General features: G+C 57.6%; 21 protein-coding genes. 14 read left to right on the top strand and 7 right to left on the bottom strand.

Annotated features, from left to right (window positions below):
• Positions 1-92 precede the first annotated feature (92 nt).
• Genes GQS_RS06540 through GQS_RS06495 form a run of 10 tightly spaced genes read left to right on the top strand, consistent with a single transcriptional unit; the run spans position 93 to position 10068 of the window.
• Positions 93-404 carry a V-type ATP synthase subunit H gene (locus GQS_RS06540; RefSeq protein WP_014012884.1) on the top strand — a complete coding sequence of 104 codons (312 nt, stop codon included), beginning with the start codon at positions 93-95 and terminating at the stop codon, positions 402-404.
• A gap of 2 nt (positions 405-406) precedes the next feature.
• The gene (locus GQS_RS06535) at positions 407-2386 is read left to right on the top strand and encodes a V-type ATP synthase subunit I (RefSeq protein WP_014012883.1); all 1980 of its coding nucleotides are present in this window, start codon (positions 407-409) and stop codon (positions 2384-2386) included.
• 15 nt (positions 2387-2401) lie between these two features.
• Entirely contained in the window at positions 2402-2890 is a 489-nt protein-coding gene (locus GQS_RS06530; protein WP_014012882.1) for a V-type ATP synthase subunit K, read from the top strand.
• Between the two features lie 42 nt (positions 2891-2932).
• Positions 2933-3544, top strand: coding sequence for a V-type ATP synthase subunit E (locus GQS_RS06525; RefSeq protein WP_014012881.1), 612 nt, complete (start codon positions 2933-2935; stop codon positions 3542-3544).
• 5 nt (positions 3545-3549) lie between these two features.
• The gene (locus tag GQS_RS06520) at positions 3550-4650 is read left to right on the top strand and encodes a V-type ATP synthase subunit C (RefSeq protein WP_014012880.1); all 1101 of its coding nucleotides are present in this window, start codon (positions 3550-3552) and stop codon (positions 4648-4650) included.
• Positions 4647-4955, top strand: coding sequence for a V-type ATP synthase subunit F (locus GQS_RS06515; protein WP_014012879.1), 309 nt, complete (start codon positions 4647-4649; stop codon positions 4953-4955). Before GQS_RS06520 ends, GQS_RS06515 begins: the two co-directional genes overlap by 4 nt.
• A gap of 6 nt (positions 4956-4961) precedes the next feature.
• Positions 4962-6719 carry an ATP synthase subunit A gene (locus GQS_RS06510; protein ID WP_014012878.1) on the top strand — a complete coding sequence of 586 codons (1758 nt, stop codon included), beginning with the start codon at positions 4962-4964 and terminating at the stop codon, positions 6717-6719.
• 5 nt (positions 6720-6724) lie between these two features.
• Positions 6725-8116 carry an ATP synthase subunit B gene (locus GQS_RS06505; RefSeq protein ID WP_014012877.1) on the top strand — a complete coding sequence of 464 codons (1392 nt, stop codon included), beginning with the start codon at positions 6725-6727 and terminating at the stop codon, positions 8114-8116.
• Positions 8117-8143: 27 nt separating this feature from the next.
• Positions 8144-8797, top strand: coding sequence for a V-type ATP synthase subunit D (locus GQS_RS06500; protein WP_014012876.1), 654 nt, complete (start codon positions 8144-8146; stop codon positions 8795-8797).
• A gap of 47 nt (positions 8798-8844) precedes the next feature.
• Positions 8845-10068, top strand: coding sequence for a DHHA1 domain-containing protein (locus GQS_RS06495; protein ID WP_014012875.1), 1224 nt, complete (start codon positions 8845-8847; stop codon positions 10066-10068).
• A gap of 26 nt (positions 10069-10094) precedes the next feature.
• Here the strand turns inward: GQS_RS06495 and GQS_RS06490 are convergent, their stop codons facing one another.
• The 7 genes from GQS_RS06490 to GQS_RS06460 all read right to left on the bottom strand — a co-directional run bounded on the left by GQS_RS06490 (position 10095) and on the right by GQS_RS06460 (position 16993).
• Entirely contained in the window at positions 10095-10925 is an 831-nt protein-coding gene (locus tag GQS_RS06490) for an ATP-binding protein (protein WP_014012874.1), read from the bottom strand.
• Between the two features lie 31 nt (positions 10926-10956).
• Positions 10957-11640 carry a hypothetical protein gene (locus GQS_RS06485; RefSeq protein WP_014012873.1) on the bottom strand — a complete coding sequence of 228 codons (684 nt, stop codon included), beginning with the start codon at positions 11638-11640 and terminating at the stop codon, positions 10957-10959.
• A 60-nt stretch (positions 11641-11700) separates the two neighbouring features.
• Complete coding sequence (locus GQS_RS06480; RefSeq protein WP_014012872.1) at positions 11701-12978, bottom strand: ABC transporter permease; 1278 nt, start codon at positions 12976-12978, stop codon at positions 11701-11703.
• Positions 12971-14017 carry an ABC transporter permease gene (locus GQS_RS06475; RefSeq protein WP_014012871.1) on the bottom strand — a complete coding sequence of 349 codons (1047 nt, stop codon included), beginning with the start codon at positions 14015-14017 and terminating at the stop codon, positions 12971-12973. The genes GQS_RS06480 and GQS_RS06475 overlap by 8 nt, the downstream gene beginning before the upstream one ends.
• 114 nt (positions 14018-14131) lie before the next feature.
• Positions 14132-15034: a radical SAM protein gene (locus tag GQS_RS06470; RefSeq protein ID WP_014012870.1), complete on the bottom strand. Its 903-nt coding sequence runs from the start codon at positions 15032-15034 to the stop codon at positions 14132-14134.
• Between the two features lie 47 nt (positions 15035-15081).
• On the bottom strand, positions 15082-15783 hold the full coding sequence (locus tag GQS_RS06465) for a dihydroorotate dehydrogenase electron transfer subunit (protein ID WP_014012869.1): 702 nt from the start codon (positions 15781-15783) through the stop codon (positions 15082-15084).
• Positions 15761-16993: a dihydroorotase gene (locus tag GQS_RS06460; RefSeq protein ID WP_014012868.1), complete on the bottom strand. Its 1233-nt coding sequence runs from the start codon at positions 16991-16993 to the stop codon at positions 15761-15763. The genes GQS_RS06465 and GQS_RS06460 overlap by 23 nt, the downstream gene beginning before the upstream one ends.
• A 394-nt stretch (positions 16994-17387) precedes the next feature.
• Between GQS_RS06460 and GQS_RS06455 the strand changes: the two genes are divergently transcribed.
• The 4 genes from GQS_RS06455 (at position 17388) to GQS_RS06445 (ending at position 22442) form a co-directional block, all read left to right on the top strand.
• Positions 17388-19013, top strand: a complete 1626-nt coding sequence (locus GQS_RS06455; protein WP_369782824.1) for an ABC transporter substrate-binding protein — start codon at positions 17388-17390, stop codon at positions 19011-19013.
• A 133-nt stretch (positions 19014-19146) separates the two neighbouring features.
• Entirely contained in the window at positions 19147-19725 is a 579-nt protein-coding gene (locus GQS_RS11140; RefSeq protein WP_369782823.1) for an LPXTG cell wall anchor domain-containing protein, read from the top strand.
• 180 nt (positions 19726-19905) lie between these two features.
• Positions 19906-20961 (top strand): ABC transporter permease, encoded by a 1056-nt coding sequence (locus tag GQS_RS06450; protein WP_014012864.1) that lies wholly within the window; start codon positions 19906-19908, stop codon positions 20959-20961.
• 11 nt (positions 20962-20972) lie between these two features.
• The gene (locus GQS_RS06445) at positions 20973-22442 is read left to right on the top strand and encodes an ABC transporter permease (protein ID WP_014012863.1); all 1470 of its coding nucleotides are present in this window, start codon (positions 20973-20975) and stop codon (positions 22440-22442) included.
• The last annotated feature ends 5 nt before the right edge of the window (positions 22443-22447 follow it).

Raw genomic sequence — 22447 nt, 5'->3', positions numbered from 1 at the left:
TGGTGTGGGGGCCAAAAACTATTTAAACCGGTTAGGGAAGCCAAAAGCGACGTGTGAGGAAACCTGTTTTCAGGGTCATTGGGGGGCTAATCATGGAGGACGTCATCAAGCAGATTGTTGATGCAGAGAAGCAGGCCGAGGCACGCATTGAGAAGGCCAAAGAGGACGCCAGGGAGATAGTGCTTAAGGCCCGTGAGGAGGCCAAGCTTCTCGAGAGGGAGATTATACAGAAAGCTGAGGCTCAGGCGGAAGCCCTCGTCGAGAAGGCCCGCGCCGAGGGAGAGGAGGAGGCCAAAAAGGTCCTCGAGGAGGGCAACGCCGAGATTGAGGAGCTCAAGGTGAAGGCCACCAACAACTTCGAGAGGGCCATCTCGGCTGGTATAGCACTCGTGAGAGGGAGCTGACGATGTTCAAGCCTGAAGAGATGGTCAAAATAGAGGTCATCACGCTCAACCGCTACAAGGACAGCCTCCTCACCTACCTCCACGAGAACGGCGTGATCGAAATAAGGGAGCTCAGCGTTGACGTGGCACAGAAGGACTCGCCGAACGAGTACCACAGGAAGGCCGCCTCGTACAGCATAACCATATCTCGGCTCGTCGATTTTCTCAAGGCGTATAAGAAGCAGACCGGGGGCGGCATAAGGGAGTTCATCTTCCCAAGTGAGAGGGCGAAGAAGAAGTACCGGTACGAGGGAGTGGAGAAGCTCATCAAGGACGTTGAGGCGTTCCTGGCCACAGTCGAGCCTGAGATAAAGGCCGTCGAGGGTAAGATAACCTCCACCCAGACCGAGATCGAGAGGATAAAGAACGATATCGCGATTCTTGAGCTGCTCTCCGCGCTCAACCTCGACGTCTCATACCTCAAATCGACCGACATGCTCGAGATAATCGTTGGAACCGTTGACAGGAACAAGTTCAGGCCCCTCATTGAGGAGGTCGAGAAGGCCACGGAGGGAAGGGCCGTCGTCGTCTCCAAGGAGTTCAAGGACAAGATTCTGGCGGTCTTCGCTTTCCTCAAGCGCGACTACGAGAAGGCCAACCCGATACTCGCCAAGTACTCCCTCGAGAGGCTCGAGGTTCCCGAGGGTGAGGGAACGCCGAGGGAGCTCATATCGGTTTACGAGGAGAAGCTCCGCGCCAAGGAGGAAGAGCTTGAGAGCGCCAAGAAGGACGCCGAGATGCTGGCGGAGAAGTACTACGACGACGTCGTCTTCTACCAGGAGCTGATGGAGAACGAGCGCGACAAGTCAACCGTGCTGCCGATGCTCGCCAGAACCAACATGACCTTCGCTTTAACCGGATGGCTCCCTAGGGCCGACGTGCCGGAGGTTCTCGAGGGGATAAAGAGGGTCACCGAGAACAAGGCCTACATAAACGTCCGCGAGCCGAGTGCGGAGGAGCTCGACGAGATTCCGATAAAGCTCAGGAACCCCGGATGGGCCAGGCCCTTCGAGATGCTCACCGAGATGTACGGCGTTCCCAGGTACGACGAGATAGACCCGACGCCGATAATAACCTTCACCTACTCGTTCTTCTTCGGATTCATGCTCACCGACTTCATGTATGGTCTCATCATAGCCATAATAGCGGCCCTCCTCGTCAAGGGGCACAGGAAGTTCGACGACGGCACCTACAAGTTCTCTTACACCCTGCTCCTCAGTTCGTTCTTCACCATGATTATGGGTGCCATCTTCGGCAGCTACTTCGGCAACGCCCTCGACCTCGCTGGATTCACCGTTCCGCGCGTCTGGGACACCTTCCAGGATGCCCTCGTGGTGCTCCAGCTCGCCCTCGCGATAGGAATAGCCCACCTGTTCCTCGGCTACACCCTCGGCTTCGTGGTCAAGTTCAAGAACGGCGACAGGAAGGGGGCTGTGCTCGACCAGCTGTCCTGGATGCTCATAATACTTGGAATAGTGACTCTTGTCCTGGGAACCAACAGCCCGAGCGCCGGAATGGTGGGCAAGGCCCTCTTTGGAATAGGCCTGGTGCTCTTCGCGATAGGGGAGATAGTCAACAACGGCGGGCTGGCGGTGCTGCTGATAATCTCGGACTTCTTCGGCTTCGTGGGAAGCTGGCTCAGCTACGCCAGGCTGATGGCGCTGGCTCTAGCGACGGCAGGAATAGCGATGGTCATCAACATCCTCGTGCAGATGGTCTGGGGCGTGAGCGTAGGCCCCGTTCCGATAGGCATAGTTATAGGTCTCATACTCTTTGTCGGCGGCCAGCTGTTTTCGGTCGCCATCAACGCCCTCGGAGCGTTCGTCCACTCGCTCCGTCTCCAGTACGTTGAATTTTTCGGTACGTTCTATTCAGGTGAAGGTAAACCCTTCGAGCCCTTCAGGGCAAAAAGAGAAGTTTCCGAGTTGGAGTTTGAAGCTTAAGGAGGTGCATGAAAGATGGACCCGATAGTTTACGTATCCCTTGGTGCGGCCCTTGCGGCCGGTCTCGCCGGAGCCGCTTCGGCCTTCGGTGTTGGTATAGCAGGTGCAGCAGCGGCAGGAGTCGTCGCCGAGGATGAGAAGAACTTCAAGAACGCCCTCATCCTTGAGGGTCTCCCAATGACCCAGAGTATATACGGCCTCATTACCCTGTTCCTCATCCTGATGGTCTCGGGAATCCTCGGTGGCGGCTTCAAGTTCACCGACCCGAGCAGCATGGACAACATCGTCAAGAGCGCCATACTCCTCGGTGCTGGTCTCGTGGTCGGCCTCACCGGCCTCTCGGCCATCCCGCAGGGTATCATCGCCAGCGCCGGTATCGGTGCCGTCGCCAAGAACCCGAAGACCTTCACCCAGGGAATCATCTTCGCCGCTATGGCCGAGACCATGGCCATCTTCGGTCTCGTCGGTGCCCTGATCATGATAGTTACCGGAGTCGGCTTCTGACTCCGTCCAAAACTTTCTTTATAGCAGCGAGGAGGAAGGAGGATGGATGGAGCAGAGCTGATCATTCAGGAGATAAACAGGGAAGCGGAGCAGAAGATACAGTACATCCTCAGTGAGGCCCAGCAGGAAGCGGAGAAGATCAAGGAGGAAGCGAGGAAGAGGGCCGAGGCCAGGGCCGAGTGGATAATGAGGAAGGCCCAGACCCAGGCAGAGATAGAGAAGCAGAGGATAGTAGCCAACGCCCGCCTCGAGGTCAGGAAGAAGAGGCTCGCCGTTCAGGAGGAGCTCATCCAGGAGGTCATCACCGCGCTTCGTGAGAGGCTTGCGGAGCTTCCCGACGAGGAGTACTTCCCGATGCTCGTTGACCTTACGGTTCAGGCTGTTGAGGAGCTCGGTTCCGAGAGCGTCGTCGTTCGCTCCAACGAGAGAACTCTGAAGCTCCTCTCAGAGAGGGCCGATGAGTTCAGAAAAGCCCTCGGCGAGAGGCTCGGCAGGGAGATCGATGTAAGCCTCGGGGAGCCGGTCGGCACCATAGGCGGCCTCGTCGTTGAGACCCCCGACGGCGCGGTTAGGGTTGACAACACCTTCGAGGCCAGGATAGAGAGGTTTGAAGGCGAGCTCAGGGCGGAAATCGCCAAGGCTCTCTTCGGGTGAGGGCGATGGAACCAGGAGCGGTGAGCGGAATACTGGACACTACCCTTGCAGTGGTGTTCACCTGGGTGGGATACAAAACGGCCAGGATAATCTGGAAATACACCCCCTACTCCTATCCCAACGCCAGGATAAGGGCGATGGAGGCGAAGCTCCTCACCGAGCAGAGGTTCAACGAGCTGGCGGAGAGCAGGACGCTCCAGAACTTCGTCGTCGGTCTTGAGGACACGGAATACAGGGACTACTTCGCAGATCTCTCCAGCTACGACGTGGAATCGATAGAGAGGGCCCTGGAGAGAGCCCTGGCCGGAACCTATGAGCTGATGATTAAAATCCTCCCGAAGAGGTCCGCTCCCTTCTTCAGGCTCATGCTTGAGGAGTGGGACGTCAGGAACGTGGCGAGCGTCGTCAAGGCCAAGCTGGCGGGGGAGCCGGCAGCGGACTACGTCATAGAAATCGGAACCATGCTCCCGAAGATCAAGGCCATCGCAGGGGCCAAGACCATGGAGGAGATACTCGTCGTGCTCGAGGGCACCCCCTACGAGGAGCCCTACCAGAAGCTCATCCTCGGGGAGATAACCCCCAGGGAGTTCGAGACCGAACTCTACAGGATGCACTACGGCAAGCTGCTCAGCTACGCCCTCTCCAGAAAGGAGGATGAACGCGTCATCCTCGAGGAGTTCGTCAGGCTGAAGATAGACAAGCTGAACATCCTCACCGTCCTCAGGGCCAAGGCCGCTGGAATGTCCGCCGAGGATATCAGGCCCATGCTCATACCCGGCGGAAGCGTCAGGCTCGACCCGCTCCTGCACGTGGACGACCTCAGCATGGCACTGGCCGAGCTGGACTCCACCAAGTACGGCCCGGTCATCAGGGACGTCAGGGAGGAGGTCGAGAGGGACCTGAGCGTCCTCGAGAGGGCCCTTGAGAGGCACATCCTCACTCGGGTGAACGAGCTCAACAGGTTCTACCCGCTCAGCGTGGCCGCGCCGCTCGGCTACGTCATTCAGAAGGAGCGCGAGGTCAGGAAGCTCAGGGCCATAGCCAAGCTCATCAGCGACGGCCTCGAGCCAGAGAGGATAAAGGAGATGGCGGGTGATGCCGCATGAAGATAGCCGTGCTCGGGGACAAGGACACGGCGCTGGGGTTCAGGCTCGCCGGCGCCCATGAGGTTTATTCCTTTGAGGACACGCCTCTGGAGGTTGAGAGGCTCAGGAACAAGCTCAGGGAGCTTATCGAGAGGGGCGACGTGGGAATAATACTCATAACTGAGAGGTTCGCCCAGAGGGTTGAGATACCCGAGGTTACGCTTCCGATCATCCTTCAGGTGCCGGACAAGTCCGGCTCTAGGTTCGGCGAAGAGGCGATTAAGGAGATAGTTAGGAGGGCAATTGGTGTTGAGCTGAAGAGGTGAAAGGAAATGGGAAGGATAATTCGTGTTACGGGTCCCCTGGTCGTCGCCGACGAGATGAAGGGCTCCAAGATGTACGAGGTCGTTCGCGTCGGCGAAATGGGTCTCATAGGAGAAATCATCCGCCTTGAGGGTGACAGGGCTGTTATCCAGGTCTACGAGGAGACCGCAGGTATAAGGCCGGGTGAGCCGGTCGAGGGAACCGGTGCCTCCCTGAGCGTTGAGCTCGGTCCCGGACTGCTCACCGCAATGTACGACGGAATTCAGAGGCCGCTCGAGGCCCTCAGGGATCTCAGCGGAGACTTCATAGCCAGAGGTCTCACCGCCCCGGCCCTTCCGAGGGACAAGAAGTGGCACTTCACGCCCAGGGTCAAGGTCGGCGACAAGGTCGTTGGCGGCGACGTGCTCGGTGTTGTTCCCGAGACCAGCATCATCGAGCACAGGATCCTCGTTCCCCCGTGGGTTGAGGGAGAGATTGTTGAGATAGCCGAAGAGGGCGACTACACCATCGAGGAGGTCATAGCCAAGGTCAAGAAGCCGGACGGGAGCATTGAGGAGCTCAAGATGTACCACCGCTGGCCCGTCCGTGTCAAGAGGCCCTACAAGAACAAGCTCCCGCCGGAGGTTCCGCTAATCACCGGCCAGAGGACGATAGACACCTTCTTCAGCCAGGCGAAGGGTGGAACGGCCGCTATCCCCGGTCCGTTCGGTTCAGGGAAGACCGTTACCCAGCACCAGCTCGCCAAGTGGAGTGACGCGCAGGTCGTCGTTTACATAGGCTGCGGCGAGCGCGGAAACGAGATGACCGACGTTCTTGAGGAGTTCCCCAAGCTCAAGGACCCGAAGACCGGAAAGCCGCTCATGGAGAGGACGGTTCTCATAGCCAACACCTCGAACATGCCGGTCGCGGCTCGTGAGGCCTCAATCTACACCGGAATCACCATCGCCGAGTACTTCCGCGACCAGGGCTACGACGTGGCTCTGATGGCCGACTCGACGAGCAGGTGGGCCGAGGCGCTCCGTGAGATTTCGGGCCGTCTCGAGGAGATGCCCGGTGAGGAGGGTTACCCGGCCTACCTCGCGAGCAAGATAGCGGAGTTCTACGAGAGGGCTGGACGTGTCGTGACCCTCGGAAGCGATGAGAGGATTGGAAGCGTTTCGGTCATAGGTGCCGTTTCGCCGCCCGGTGGAGACTTCAGCGAGCCGGTCGTCCAGAACACCCTCCGTGTCGTCAAGGTCTTCTGGGCGCTCGATGCAGATCTGGCGAGGAGGAGGCACTTCCCGGCCATCAACTGGCTCAGGAGCTACTCGCTCTACGTCGACGCTATCAAGGACTGGTGGCACCAGAACGTTGATCCGGAATGGAAGGCCATGCGCGACAGGGCCATGGAGCTCCTCCAGAAGGAGGCCGAGCTCCAGGAGATAGTCAGGATAGTCGGTCCGGACGCCCTCCCTGACAGGGAGAAAGCTGTGCTCATCGTCACCAGGATGATACGTGAAGACTTCCTCCAGCAGGACGCCTTTGACGAGGTTGACACCTACTGCCCGCCGAAGAAGCAGGTCACCATGATGCGCGTTATACTCAACTTCTACGACAAGACCATGGAGGCCGTGGACAGGGGCGTTCCGGTTGACGAGATAGCCAAGCTCCCGGTTAGGGAGAAGATCGGACGTATGAAATACGAACCCGAGATTGAGAACGTCAGGGCCCTCATTGATGAGACGAACGCTCAGTTTGAGGAGCTCTTCAAGAGGTACGGGGCGTGATGTCGATGCCGGGAATGGAGTACTCAACCGTTAGCAAGATTTACGGACCGCTCATGATAGTTCAGGGCGTCAAGGGCGTCGCCTACGGTGAGGTCGTTGAGATAGAAACCGAGAGGGGCGAGAAGAGGAAGGGTCAGGTCCTCGAGGCCAGGCAGGACATGGCCATCGTCCAGGTCTTTGAGGGAACGAGAGACCTCGACGTCAAGACGACCCGCGTTCGCTTCACCGGAGAGACCCTCAAGGTCCCGGTCAGCATGGACATGCTCGGAAGGATATTCAACGGTATCGGAAAGCCCATCGACGGAGGCCCTGAAATCATCCCGGAGGACAGGCGTGACGTCCACGGTGCACCGCTCAACCCCGTCGCCCGTGCCTACCCGAGGGACTTCATCCAGACCGGTGTCTCCGCCATAGACGGAATGAACACCCTCATCCGCGGTCAGAAGCTGCCCATCTTCAGCGGTTCGGGTCTTCCGCACAACATGCTCGCGGCCCAGATAGCCAGGCAGGCCAAGGTCCTCGGTGAGGAGGAGCAGTTCGCCGTCGTCTTCGCGGCCATGGGTATCACCTACGAGGAGGCCAACTTCTTCAAGAAGAGCTTCGAGGAGACCGGTGCAATAGAGAGAGCCGGTCTCTTCCTCAACCTCGCCGACGACCCGGCCATCGAGCGTATCATCACCCCGCGTATGGCCCTGACCGTTGCCGAATACCTCGCCTTCGACTACGACATGCAGGTGCTCGTCATCCTCACGGACATGACCAACTACGCGGAAGCCCTTCGTGAGATTTCAGCCGCCCGTGAGGAGGTTCCCGGAAGGCGTGGTTATCCGGGTTACATGTACACCGACCTCGCCACCATCTACGAGCGCGCCGGCCGTGTCAGGGGCAGGAAGGGTTCCATCACCCAGGTGCCCATCCTGACGATGCCGGACGACGATATCACCCACCCGATTCCGGACCTGACCGGATACATCACCGAGGGCCAGATAGTCCTCAGCAGGGACCTCCACAGGAAGGGTATCTACCCGCCCATTGACGTCCTTCCGTCGCTCAGCCGTCTGATGAAGGACGGTATCGGTAAGGGCATGACCCGTGACGACCACCCGCAGCTCAGCCAGCAGCTCTACGCGGCCTACGCCGAAGGAAGGTCGCTCAGGGACCTCGTCGCCGTCGTTGGTGAGGAGGCACTCAGTGAAACCGACAGGAAGTACCTCAAGTTTGCCGAGCGCTTCGAGAAGGAGTTCGTCGCCCAGCGCTACGACGAGGACAGGAGCATCGAGGAGACCCTTGACCTCGGCTGGGAGCTCCTTGCCGAGCTTCCGGAGAGCGAGCTCAAGCGTGTCAGGAAGGAGTACATCCTCAAGTACCACCCCAAGTACAGGAAGAGGGAGGGCTGACCTCCCCTCAATCTTTAGGTGGTCGAGATGGCAGAGCTGCTCAACGTCAAGCCCACCCGTATGGAGCTCCTGAACCTCAAGAGGCGCATTAAGCTGGCCAAGAAGGGCCACAAGCTCCTCAAGGACAAGCAGGACGCCCTCATCATGGAGTTCTTCACGATATACGATGAGGCGCTCCAGCTCAGGGAGGAGCTTGGGAGGAAAATGGACGAGGCCTTCAGGGCCCTTCAGGCGGCGGAGATAGACGTGGGAATGCTCCGTCTCAAGGAGATAAGCCTCAGCGTCGAGCCCAACAGGGAGGTCGAGATAAAGAGGAGGAACGTCATGGGTGTCCCGGTTCCGCTCATCGAGGCGGAATCCTTCAGAAGGGGCACGAACGAGCGCGGCTACGCCTTCGTCTCCAGCTCCGCCAAGGTCGACCTCGCCGCCGAGAAGTTCGAGGAGGTTCTCGACCTGGCCGTTCGCCTCGCAGAGGTTGAGGAGACGCTCAAGAGGCTCGCGAGGGAGATAGAGGTCACAAAGAGGCGCGTCAATGCCCTCGAGTACATCATAATCCCGCGCATGGAGGCAACGGTTAAGTTCATCAAGCAGAGGCTCGACGAGATGGAGCGCGAGAACTTCTTCAGGCTGAAGAGGGTTAAGGCCCTCATCGAGGCCAGGACCCAGGCCGAGGGCTCCTGAGGCAACAACCTTTTATTTCCAGTTCCCCTTTTCTCTCCGGTGATGACATGACTGAGAAGCTGTTCTATGCCGACGCTTACCTCCGGGAAGCCGAGGCGGTAATCAGAAACGTTGAAGTTGAAAGGGGAAGGGTCAGGATTCTCCTTGACAGGACGATATTCTACCCCGAGGGCGGCGGCCAGCCCTCGGACAGGGGGACGATAGTGGGCGAGGGCTTTAGGATTCTCGTGGACGGAGTCGAAGGCAAGGGGGAGGTATGGCACGAGGGAAGGCTTGAGGGACGCCTCCCGGAGCCGGGCGAGAGGGTGAAACTTCTCCTCGACTGGGAGTGGAGATATGAGAACATGCGCCAGCACACCGGTCAGCACGTACTCTCCGCGGTTCTCAAGGACCTCTACGACGCCAACACCACCGGCTTCCAGATTTTTGAAACCAACAACAAGATAGAGATCGACTACCCCGGTGAGCTGACGTGGGAGATGGTTCTTGAGGCCGAGAAGAGGGCCAACGAGGTGGTGTGGAGGAACCTGCAGGTTGAGGTCGAGGTCTATGACGAGCTTCCCGATAACCTGAGAAGGGAGCTGAGGAAGGAGCTTTCCGACAAGGTGAAGCCCCCGATTAGGATAGTCTCCATTCCCGGCGTCGACGTCATACCCTGCGGCGGGACGCACGTGAGGAACACCAGCGAGGTGGGCCTCATCAAGGTCGTCAGGTTCTACCGCAAGAGCCGGAAGCTCTGGAGGGTGGAGTTCGTCTGCGGGAACAGGGCGCTCGAATACCTCGACGACCTCCTGGGAGACTACTGGCTGAGCCTCGACGAGATGCCCAACAAGAACCGCCCCCTCGTCGAGCGGGTTAGGGAGCTTAAGGCCGAGATGGGCAGGCTGGAGGAGGAAAAGGACGGCCTCAGGCGGGAGCTCTGGAGGTGGAAGGCCAGGGCGCTCCTGGAGGAGGCCCGGGAAATCGGCGGGATTAAAGTGGTCTCGTACATTGAAGAGGCACCGATGAAGGACGCCCAGGCATTCGTGGTGTATCTGGTGGACAAGAACCCGAACACCGTGGCCCTTGTGGTCGGGGAGAACTACGTGGTCTTTGCCAAAAACGAGAACGTTCAGGGAATTTCAATGAGGGAACTGCTCGGGGAGGTTCTCTCGGAGGCCGGTGGCGGCGGTGGGGGTAGCGACGTGCTGGCGAGGGGAGGTGGGTTCAAACTTTCGCCGGAAGAGGTCCTGAAGAAGGCCCTGGAGGCTCTGAGGGCCTCCCTCCAGTGATCCTATTCCTTTTTTCGCGGCTCGCGTTATTCCAGTAAGGATGTATCAAGGCCCAATTTCAGGTATACAAGCTTTTTCTGTTCTTTCGGCACACTGGGCTTTGCCACTTCCCTCTCGGCCTTTTCCCTGTCCATGAGGCCGTAGCGCACGAGGGCCGCTATCCTGCGGTGCTCGAAGCTGTGGCCGTGAACCTCCCAGTACCTCTCGAGGGCCGGGCCCAGAACTAGGCAGTTGGTGGTGTAGCCCGGCAGCTCTGGAAACTCGAAGGGTAGCCTCTCCAGGATTTCGAGCCTCTCCCCCTCGGTCATCATGGAGAGGAGCCTTATCTGAACCACTCCTCCGCTCATGAGCCTGTACGGATGGTGGCCGAAGGGAAGCTCGTGGCCGGTGATGATGTACTTGTAGCCGTTTTTGAGCGCGTACTTCCTCAGCTTCTCCATCGTTCTCTTGGAGCAGCGCCTGCAGGGGGATTCGGCCTTCAAAAGGGCCTCGCGGAAGATGTCGGAGTAGTCGTAGCGGAGGATTTTGAATGGAACCCCAAGGTGCTCCGCTATCCTCCGGGCGTTCTCTATGGCCTCCTCTGCCATGAGCCCGTGGTCTATCATGACCGCCTCCAGGCTGGGAATCTTATAGACCTCCTTCGCCAGGTAGAGGGCAACTACGCTGTCTTTACCGCCGGAGTAGGCGACGATTGCCCTGTCCACGCCCTTCATGAGCTCCTCGAGCTCTTTCCTTATCCCCTCCCGGTCCATCGGGTGCCTCATATAGACCTGGCACTCCCTGCAGACGGGTTTTCCGTCGATGATGTCTATCTTCGCAGTCCTCTCGTCGTGAATGCAGAGTGAGCACTTGAGCATGGTCTGGGAAAAGGAAGGACTCTTAAAAGCTTTATCCGGACTTCTTTGAAACCTTTGACTTCAGCCTGCCTGTGGTGTCCTTTGCCTTCTTCACGGTCTCGTCGGTCTTTCTCTTGCCCTTCTTCGTCGCGAAGAAGCCTACTGTAGCTATGGCGTTCTTGAGGAGTATCCCCCTGTTGTTCCTGGCTATGAACCAGCCGAAGAGCAGACCGAAGGCCAGTCCTGAGAGCCAGAGGGAGAGGATGAACGTGTTTGCGCTCATTCCGTTGGGGCCGAGGGTTACAGAGAAAGCCTTGTACGCCAGCGCAAAGGCGACGACGAAGATAGTCTCGAGAAGTATCGACAGCTTGGTCGCCATCCCAACTATCCCCAGAACCGTGCCCTCCTCCGTGTGCTCCTCTATGATCTTCTGGTCGTGGAGGCCGTAGACGAGAGTTTTGGTTATGTTCGCCCCGCTCCTGAAGGCGAGGAAGCCGAAGAATGCCGCGCTCCAGCTGGCCCCCCAGAGCTTCCAGAACGCCCAGACTCCCACGGCCAGCCAGACCAGCGTGTAGAGTCTCGCGATGCCTTTCTTCTCGTTCTCCGGAACGTCGAGGCGGAGAACCTTCCTCCAAGCCATTCCGGTCAGGCTTCCGAAGGCCCTCATCAGCATCAGGAATAGGTTGATGAAGAGAAACGCGGTCAGGAAGAGGAATGCGAAGAGCTCCCGAAGCACGGGGTATCCCCCCATGTCCCTCTGGTTCTATTTTGTCGGGCACTTATTTAACGCTTCCCCTCAGCGCTTCAGGAACTCCTCCTCTATCCTCCTGCTCAGAGACACGAAGGAGAGCGCCAGAAGGCCTATTGAAACCCCGACCGGAACCACCTGCCACCATGCCAGCCTGTAGGTTGCCCCCTCCCTTATGGTCTGGCTCATTATGGTTCCCCAGTTGAAGCCCGGCACGATGTTGAAGAAGCCCAGGAGGGTTATGAACGCTATCGTTCCGGGGACGGCGAGGGCGAACTGATAGACGGTGTAGGGCACCAGAACCTTTGAGACGTGCTTCCTGAGAATCCAGAGGGAACTCCCGCCGAGCGCCCTGGCGGATTCGACGTACTCCTTTCTCAGCTCCTCCTCCACCATCGAGCGGACGTTTCGGGAGACGTTCCCCATCATCAGGATTCCCACGATGAGGGCTATCGCGAGTGGACTGGCCTTGATGACGTAGTTCTCGTCTATCGCCGCCACGAGAACCACCGCGGACACGGCCACAGGAAGAACCGGGGTTACCGTCACGAGCCGCGATACGAAATCCGCTATCTTGCCCACCCAGCTCGAGAGGACGCTCAGAGTTCCCAGAACCAGGGCCAGGCCAACCGTTGCGAGGGAGCCGAGGATGGCTATGACTATGGTTTCCCTCATTCCCCAGATGAAGCCGGTCCAGACGTCCCTCCCAACGGTGTCGGTTCCCAGGAGGCCGTAGCTCTTTCCAAGCACCCTTATCCTCGGCTCCTTCTCCGCGCCCTCGACCACTATTTTGTACTCCCCCTTCAGGAATTCCGGATGGTCCAGGCAGTCCTCGGTGGGCTTCGAGAATATCACGTTGAAGGCATCATGGAACAGCAGGTTCCCGCCGTCTGGAGTCACGTTGCACTTCTCCCCCGCTATCCTGACGAACACGCTGGGGTTCTTGGAGAAGTGTATCTCGCCGAAAACGTAGCCGTCCCAGAGGATGTATTCCCGCCCGTCCGGCCCGATGATCTTTATCCTCATCACTCCCGTCGAGTTTGGAATGAAGATGATATCCGAGGGTGAGGACGAGTAGTGGAAGTCGTAGGTGAAGACGAACGCCCCCGCCTGACGCTCCCCCTGGAGCCACTCCGTCTTTGGAAGCCCCACCAGCTCGCCGTACCATTCCGGCGGAACCCCCTGCGGGTTAAGACGCCAGTAGCTTAGATTGTCCCAGTTCTCAACGTCCTCGTGGTTCAGGGTGTGGGGACCGATGATGGAGACTAGGATGAACGATAGAATTATCGCCACCGCCGCCCGGGTTGAGAGGTTTCTCTCAAACATTCCGCCTCACCCTGGGGTCGAGCTTCAGGTACAGCGCCTCCATGACCGTCGAGTTGATGAAGTAGAGCAGGACCATGACGAGGGCGACGAAGAAGATGTGCCCGCCGTTGAAGGCGAACGTCTGCGTTATCTCACCGCCGGGCGATACGTAGTAGTCCTTTCCCGCGGAGTGGGCGAAGACGTAGCCAATCCCGTTCACGTTGAAGAGCTTTTCAACGGCCATCGCGTTTATCAGCAGGCCGAGGAAGTTGTAGCTCGTGAAGGTCAGGAACGAGGGGAGAACCGTTCTGAGGAGCTTTTTCATTATCCGCCTGTCGGGAAGGCCCTTGAGCACGTCGGCGAAGAAGTGCTCCTCATGAGTTTCCTTCTTCACAAGGGTTCTCACGTTGAAGGCGTAGATGACGACGTTGGCGAAGGTCAGGGTGAGGACGGGAAGGAGGAGGGCGTTCAGGTAGGTTAAAACGCTTATCTCCCCCGTGGCCTTGGCGTGGGCGATGTAGCCCATGTAATCTATCGTGGAAAGGTCCAGCCGCCACCAGAGCATCCACAGCAGGAATATCGCCCAGAACCAGCCAGGAATGGCGGAGAATATCGGTGCCAGGGCGGAGAGAACCCTGTCCCACCAGCCTCCCCGATAGCCGGCCTTCAGCCCCCAGTAGAGGCCCAGCAGGAACACCAGCGCCATCGTCAGCAGGAGAACCGTGAAAGTCGTCAGTATTGCCCTCTCCGGTGTCGTCCGAAAGGCCTTTTCAAAAATCTCGCGGGGAGAGGGGTGGTATATTTCGGTCGTCATGTTTCCGTATCTTACCACGACGACGCTTCCGTTCTTCCTGCTGAACAGGGCGAGGGAGAAATTGACGTACCTGTAGGTTTTTTCCAGGCTCTCCCTTATCCCCCTCCCACCATCCGCTGGAATTCCGAGATTGTTCATCTCGATCGAGTGTATCTTGTGCTCGGCCTGGGCTATTAGAACGCCCGTGATGATGAGAACAATTATGAGCAGTGTTACGTTCTCCAGGACTTTACCAATGAATCCCATTCCTGGAGCACCGTGGTAATGTACGCCTCCCACTTAAAAAGATTTCCATCGTAACAGAGTCAGAGATTAAGATGGGGAAATGTTCCCCGTTGTGTAGAAAAATGGTGCCGGGGGTTACACCCTTTCCCTCTTCATCGCCGGTGCCACGTCCCTGGCGACGCGCCTCGCGCTGAAGAGCGTCAGCGGGTCCATCGTCCTGTAAACGGCCAGCTGGCAGCCGCTTATGCGAACGTCTATGTGCTCCTTCGCCTCCATGGCCGCCTTCAGGTACTCCCTCACGCTCTCCGCCCTCTCGAAGTCGAGGCCGGCCTTTCTCAAGCGTTCAACGTTCAGCTCATGGATTGTGAGCGGCTGGAGCATCATCTCGTCTATTCCGAGGGAGGAAGCAAGCTCCGCTATCTTCGGTATGTCATCGTCGTTGATGCCGGGCATGAATATCGTCCTGACGACGGAGCGGACGCTTTTGTCCGAGCCGACTATCCTAAGGGCGTTCACGACGTTTTCAAAGGTGTCCGCGTTGGTTATCATCAAATGCTTCTCCCTGCTCGCCGCGTCGAGGCTTATCATGACCAGGTCGAAGTCGAGTTTGCTCCACAGCTCCTCCGTCAGCAGGGAACCGTTGGTCTGGAGGTCGAGTCTCGCCTTTGGAAACCTCTCGCGGAGCATCTTGTTCACTTCAACTATGCGCGGGCTTATCAGCGGCTCGCCGTACTGCGAAACGGTTATCGCGTATGGATCATCCCAGCCGTAGTAGCCGGGCTTCGGGGCCTTCCCGAGCTTTACCGCAACGTTCGAGTAGCAGAAGATGCAGTCGTGGTTGCAGGCGGGGGTAAGCTCATAGCTCGGGTGGTGAACGGGATTCGGGTTGCTCAAATCCAGTCCCTGGCAGCCCTGACAGTGGGTGGGGAACTCCAAATCCATGACGAACTTCTTTAAGAGCCTCGCTTCCCTGTTCTCAAGAATCTGGGGCTCGACGCCCATGCTTCTCGCAAACTCCTCCCAGCTCATCTTCCTCATTCTCTCACCGGCCGAAGCGGAGAAAAGGGGTTTAAAAAGCTCACTGGTCAGAGCAGTCCCTTCAGCTGGAAGCCGTCGAAGACCGGCCCGTCCCTGCAGACGAGGTACTTTCCGAGGTTGCAGGAGCCGCAGACGCCGATTCCGCACTTCATGTAGCGCTCGGCCGATACCTGGACGTTTTCGTAGTCCATGACTCCGAGGACGGCCCTCAGCATCGGCTCCGGGCCGCAGGCATAGACCCGGTCAAACTCTCCCTTCCTCTCGGCGAGAACCTCCGTCGGGAAGCCCCTTCTCCCCGCGGAGCCGTCGTCGGTGGTGATTACTACTTCGTCCACGTAGTTCTCGATGTCCATCAGTGCTAGCTCGTCCTTTGAGCGGGCACCGTAGATGAGGGTTATCCTCTCAAATCTGTTCCGGTGCTGCCTCGCGAAGGCATAGAGCGGGGGAATTCCTATGCCGCCGCCGACGAGAGCTATCCTCTCTCCCTCGGGTTCGAAGCCCCTGCCGTAGGGGCCCCTAATCCAGATGTAATCCCCTTCCCTCAGCTCAAAGAGCCTGCTCGTGAAAGGTCCAACGCGCTTGACGACTATCAAATCGTTCCAGGCCAGGCTGAAGGGCTTTTCACCAACACCCGGGAGCCATGCCATTATGAACTGCCCCGCGTTGAATTCGAGCTTTTTATCGAAGCGGAAGGCTTTAACGTCCTTGGCCACATCCCAAACTTCCCTAAGCGCTACCCTTTCCAGCATTTATCCTAACCCCCTGGGGCTTTCCTAGGATTTCATCGTCCTCCATAACGATTCTTCCCCTGAGAATCGTCATTACTACCTTCCCCCTCAGTTTTCTGCCCTCCCACGGGCTCCATTTTGCCTTCGTGTAGAACTCCTCCGGCTTAACTACCCACTCTTTCTTAAGGTTCACCACGGTGAAGTCGGCATCTTTGCCAACTTCGAGACCCTTGTTCCTTATTCCAAATATCCTAACTGGATTACTGTGCATCTTCTCAACGATATCCGAAAGCTCGAGCATCCCCCTGTTCACCGCGTCAAGGAGGAGGGCCACCTCGGTTTCCAGTCCGGGTATCCCTGCCGCGCCGGATTCCTTGTCCTCCTGTGTGTGTGGTGCATGGTCGCTGGCTATGAGTGGAATGCGGGAAAAGTTTCTCCAGAGTGCCCTCCTGTGTTCCTCGTCCCGCAGAGGGGGGTAAACCTTGAGGAGCGGGTTTTCCTCGTAGTCTTTCCTCGTCAGGAAGAGATGGTGCGGCGTGACCTCGAAGCTTACCCGCGGAAGGTTTCTCCCCAGTATCGCCCCGATTCCATCGGCAGTCGACACGTGGCAGATGTTAAGTGGCTTCCCCAGCTTTTCCGCCGCGTTTAATGCCCTGTTTATTGCCCTGATTTCGGCTTCCGGCGGCCTCTCTGGATTTTGGGCGATAATTTCGGCGTCCTCCGCGTGGACGCTTACGATCCCGGGGGCGCAGGAGTAGTCCCCTTCAAAATCCTCCGAAAAAACTCCTCCCGTTGAGGCCCCCATGAATATCTTGTAGAAGTCCGCACCGGCCTTCACCGCATCCCCGCAGTTGTTTCTTATCAGAAAGCTCAGGGCGTAGTCGGCGTAGGCCCTCCCCTCAAACAGCGCGTTCCTCCTCTCAAACGTCTCAACGTCCAAGACGGGTGGCTGGGTGTTGGGCATGTCGAAGACCGCCGTTATCCCCCCGTGAACCGCCGCCATCGTTCCGGTTTCAACGGTCTCCTTTTTTCTCTGGTCAAAATCCCTTAGGTGGACGTGTACGTCTATCAAGCCCGGGAGTATGACCTTTCCACGACCAATTTGAATGGTTTCTTCTCCCCTCAGCTCGCCCGTTGAGACGCGCAGAATCTTGCCGTCAGAAACCCCTATGCTCCCTTCTATCAGTTTCCCACCCGTCAGGAACTTCCCTTTTAGAACTAGGTCGTACATAGTGCCCGCTTGGGGATGGATACGTTGCCATTTTAAGTTTTTTGCCTCGCTCGATGAGAGGGTGTCCATCAAAAAGGCTGCTAACGATTTTTTGGGCTTTCTCCACGCTTGTGTGCTCTTTTTTGGAAATTTCATGAGTTTTGCTGTCTTTTAATGGTAGTACAAGTGTATGCGGTGGCACAATTGGCTGGGGACAATGTGAGGGCTTTATTCGGGGCGATTGGCCGCATGTCCTCTTGTTTTCATCGGCGTTACTTTTACAAGAACGTAACCCTTAAATAGGCTTTCAATGTATATTGTCATGCCATTATACACCACATGTGGCAATATTGCCAAAAAGTGAAGGAGGCAGTAGAGTATGAAGAAGGCTTTGGGATTGTTTATTATGGGTTTGATGTTGTTTAGTTTGTTTGCCATCCACCCGGTTAGCGCGGCGGACTACACGCCGAAGGACATACCGCTGGACAGCCAGGATGCAAAGGACAGGTTCAAGGCCGACCTCCAGTGGTACCTCAAGTACGGCCACTTCGTGATCAGCAACGGTCCGTACATCATCTCACTGTACTCACCCGAGAACCTCTACCTCAAGCTTGAGAAGTTTAACGGTCAGAGGACTGTTTTCAACGATGACCCCAAGCTCCCGAAGGAAGGTTACGCCGATGTTATCGAGTACCAGGGCGTCCAGAACGAGGAGACCATAATCCTCCAGGTCGCTAAAGGTGAGTTCGACCTCGGTCTCTTCGCCTTCGGCGCCAACAAGTACCAGGGTCTCGGAAGCGACGTTCTCGCCAACCTCGACCTCAAGAAGAGTGCCAGCTCCTCCGTCGAGCTGAGCATCAACCCGTACAAGGACCCGGACCAGGACCTCCCGATCGTCACCGTTGGTGACAACGTTTACTTCAACCCGTTCGCCATCAGGGAAGTTAGGTTCGCCATGAACTGGCTCATCAGCAGGAACTACATCATCCAGAACATCTACCAGGGTAGCGGTGCCGCCGCCCTCAGCGGTATAACCCCGAGCGACCCGGCCGCCAAATACTTCGGCCCGGTCTACGACGCCCTCCACCTCACCGCCGACGGCAACGAGGACCTCGCCCTCAAGATGATAAGCGACGCCATGCAGGAGGCCGCCCAGCAGGTCGCCGCCGCCGGCCACACCCTCGAGAAGAAGGATGACGGTTACTGGTACTTCGACGGCCAGCCGGTTGAGGTCAAGTTCGTCATCCGTACCGAGGACGAGAGGAAGGACATAGGCCTTTACATCTCTGACCTCCTCGAGAAGAAGGTCGGATTCAAGGTTGACAGGATGCTCCTCGACAGGCAGAAGGCGAGCGAGATCGTCTTCAGGAAGCCGATAAGCACCTACGAGTGGACCCTCTACACCGGCGGTTGGGGTGCCGGTGGTCTCGGAAGCATGTACCCCGACTGGCAGATTTACTACTGGTACTCACCGCTCGGTTACTACCCGAACTTCAACGACCCGAGGCACCAGCCGGACGTCACCGTTGAGGACGCCCTCAAGTACATTGGAGACGGCAGCGTTACCGCTGGCCTCCAGAAGCTCGACACCAAGTACTACACCAGCGAGGAGAGCCTCGGCCCGATACTCAACTGGACGACCAAGGAGATCGGCTACCTCCTGCTTATGACCCAGTACACTGACCCGGCCACCAACATCACCATCATCCTCAACAACGCCGACCAGTACTGGGACCTCCAGAAGATCGGTATCACAATCGGTATCATGGACAGTGTCAGGATTTTCCTCGTTGAGAACTGGGAGTTCTACCCGGTTAACAAGGAGCGGGTTACCGACATCATCAGCGACCCGAGCGTTGGTATTGCCAGCAGGTGGAGCCTCATGAGCGCCAAGACCTCGGACAAGCACCTCAAGGTTGCCCAGTTCGCCTCGACCGGTGCCCTCTTCATGAGCGCCATCAACCCGGTCGGAGGTATCACCGACGTTTACAGCACCAGGCTCTGGAATCTACGTCCCGTACAGGTGCAAGTGGACCCTTGAGAGGGGTGAGTTCAAGGTTCCGGACGATGCGGTCATCTACAACCAGACCCAGGGCTGGATTGCGGCCCACGCTGGCGAGACCGCCAAGGCTAAGGTCACCGTCACCTGTGACATGGGTGAGTGGCAGAACGGCGTGAGGATGACCGTTGACGACATCAAGTACTACATCGCCTTCTACTACACCTGGGCCTACAAGGATACCCCGGACGACCCGTACTACGACAGCGCCCTGAGTGACACGGCCGCCACCTACCAGACCTTCCTCGGCTTCCAGTTCACCGACAACGGCTACGTTGTCTACGGCAACTACGTCCACCCGTTCGCGGACGACGTTACCGCCGGCAACTACATCCTCTACCCGAGCATGCCGTGGGAGATGTACTGGGCCATGGGTGAGCTCGTCGCCAACAGTGACGCCTACGACGCCAGCAGCAAGTACTCCTTCAGCAGCAGCGGTGAGGGACTCCTCCAGCTCGACCTCCTCACCAAGCAGCACGTCGATGACCTCGCCAAGGTCATGCTGAAGATCTCAGGCCTCACCTGGGACGAGATAACCAGCACCACTACCACCACTCCAGGCGAGACCACCACCGCTCCGGCTACCACCACTGAGACCCCGAGCGGAGGTAGCAACACGACCACCTACGTCGTCGTCGGCCTGGTGATAATCATCATCGCCGCGGCCGCCTGGTACTTCACCAAGAAGAAGTGAAGTAGTTTCGTTCTTTCCCCTCTTTTTTGAAATTTTACCCGTGTTTCTGACGGTTCTTTCCAAGCTCCATAGTGCACTTCTATGAAAATGTGCACATCTATGCAGTAAGATATATAAAGTCAGTTTTACAATGTTGAAAAAGATACATTAAACACGAGCAACCTACGTGGGGGTGAAAAAATGGGGTATCTAAAGTACCTTGTGTTTAGAATTCTGAACGCTATCCTCGTTCTACTGATTGTGACCTTTATTATCTCGGCACTCTTTGTTAAGGTTGCGGAACAGAGCAACCTGGCAAAGATGAACGATGAGATGATGCAATGGGATAGGACCACGGGGCAGAATATCCTGAGGACACAGGGCCAGGACGCCTACGAGAAGGCGAAGGCCGAGCACGAGCAGTTCCTCAGGGAGAAGTACGAACTCGACCTTCCGTACTGGCAGAAGGTTTACAACAAGGCCGTACGCACCCTGAAACTCGACTTTGGAACCACCACCACGCCCATCTTCGGAACCAACAACGTCTCGGACATCATCAAGGTTGCCGTTCCGAGGAGCGTCTTGCTCTTCACGACAGCGACGATAATAGTCATCATCCTGGGTATCTTCCTTGGAGTCAGGGCCGCCAGGCACGCTGGCAGCGTCTTCGACAGGGGTCTGTCTATCTTCGCGCTGCTCACCTACAGTCTGCCGATGTGGTGGACCGGAATGATGTTCCTCCTGATCTTCGCCTTCAAGCTCGGCTGGTTCCCGCTCAGCTCGATGTTTGACCCGCAGCTCACCGGCTGGGAGCACGTTAAGGACGTTATCTACAAGCTCGCCCTTCCGGTCTTCACCTACGTCTTCGTCGCCTTCGGTGGCTGGGCATGGACGACCAGGAACATCATGATAGGCACCCTCCAGGAGGACTTCATCATGGCGGCCAGGGCCAAGGGTGTCCCCGAGCACAAGATCATCTACGGTCACGCCCTCCGCGCCGCCGCGCCGCCGATAGTCACCATGATCATCTTCTCCCTCCTCGGATCTCTCGGTGGTGCCATCATCAGTGAGCTCGTCTTCAACTACCCGGGAATGGGAAGGCTCTACTGGGTCGCCCTCCAGCAGAACGAGACCAACCTCCTCATAGGACTGACGTACTTCTTCACGGTGCTCTACCTTGCGGGAGTTGTCCTCGCGGACATGGTCTATGGATTCCTCGACCCGCGTGTCAAGGTCGGTGCTTCCGCCAATATGTGAGGTGATTCACGATGAGATGGGTCGACGTCAAAGAAGGATTTAAGGAATTCCTTGAAGAGTTTAAGAGGGAGAAGACCGGTATAGCCGGCGTCCTTCTCCTCATCCTCCTCGTCCTCGTCGCGCTTACAGCCCCGTACACAACAATACCGGACCTCCCCGATAAGTGGAGGAGCTCCGCCTACTGGGAGGACAACCCCAAGAACGTTCCGCCGACCTGGTACAACATGTTCACCTCCCAGAAGCTCGTTCCCCAGGTGGCCTACTACAGCGATGAGCTCTCCATAACCCACCCGAGCGACACCGAGACGATAATTGAGGCGGATTACAACTTCCCCGAGGGCTACTACCTGGGTCCGCAGGGAATCATCATAAGGAACATAAACGTGACCCTGGCCCTGCCGTCCAAGGCCCCGACGTACAGCCTTTACCTTGAGAGGCCCGATGGAAAGACCGTTCCCCTCGTAGACAGCAAGCCGCTCACCAGTTCCACCACCATATCCGTCGGTAGGGATGCGGCGATTTCGGCCAACATCTACGTGTGGCTCGTCAACGTTACCGAGGGTGAGGAACTCGACCCGCTCCAGGCGCAGATGGACCCGATAGTCATCATGAACATCAACACCCTCGTGTCCACCGCCTTCGCCAAGGTCGAGCCCGGGATGAAGGCTGAGGATGTTATAAACAACCCCGAGCCGCTCTGGGGTGACTACAGGCTCGTCCTCAAGATCGACAACCCTGCCCCCGGCTATAACAAGGTCATCCTCGACGACATAAAGATCACCTTCCTCGGAAGGAGCTACGGAACCATGGGTACCGACTACCTCGGAAGGGACCTCTGGGCAGGCATCATCTGGGGTAGCAGGGTCTCCCTCGTCATCGGTATCCTCGTCTCCGTCCTCAGCACCCTCATAGGTCTCGTCTACGGAGTCACCAGCGCGTACCTCGGTGGAAACGCCGACGAGTTCATGATGCGTATCAACGAGATATTCGCCTCAATACCGAGCCTGCCGATACTCATCCTCATCGGTGCCACGGTGGGACACGTGACCCTAATGTTCATAGTCCTGCTGTTGGTCATCTTCGGATGGATGGGAATAGCGAGGATTGCGAGAAGTATGGCCCTCCAGATCAAGGAGCAGACATACATCGAGGCCGCCAAGGCCCTTGGTGCCGGCAACGGAAGGATAATCCTCAAGCATATACTGCCACAGCTCCTGCCCTACGCCTTTGCCGTCATAGCCCTCAGCGTTCCGGGTGCGGTTATCGCCGAGGCTTCCCTGAGCTTCCTTGGTATCGGAGACCCGACCGCCGTTACGTGGGGACAGATACTCAACGCGGCTCAGGCGCAGGCGGCGACGACCAAGGGCTACTGGTGGTGGGTTCTCCCGCCCGGGCTCGGCATAGCTGTCGTCGGCCTGACCTTCGTCCTCATAGGTACGGCCCTCGATAAGATACTCAACCCGAAGCTCAGGAGGCTGTGAGGTGG

Source organism: Thermococcus sp. 4557 (assembly GCF_000221185.1).
Taxonomy (GTDB): domain Archaea; phylum Methanobacteriota_B; class Thermococci; order Thermococcales; family Thermococcaceae; genus Thermococcus.
Note: the sequence above shows the minus strand (reverse complement) of the source record. Positions and strands in the feature narration are given on the sequence as shown.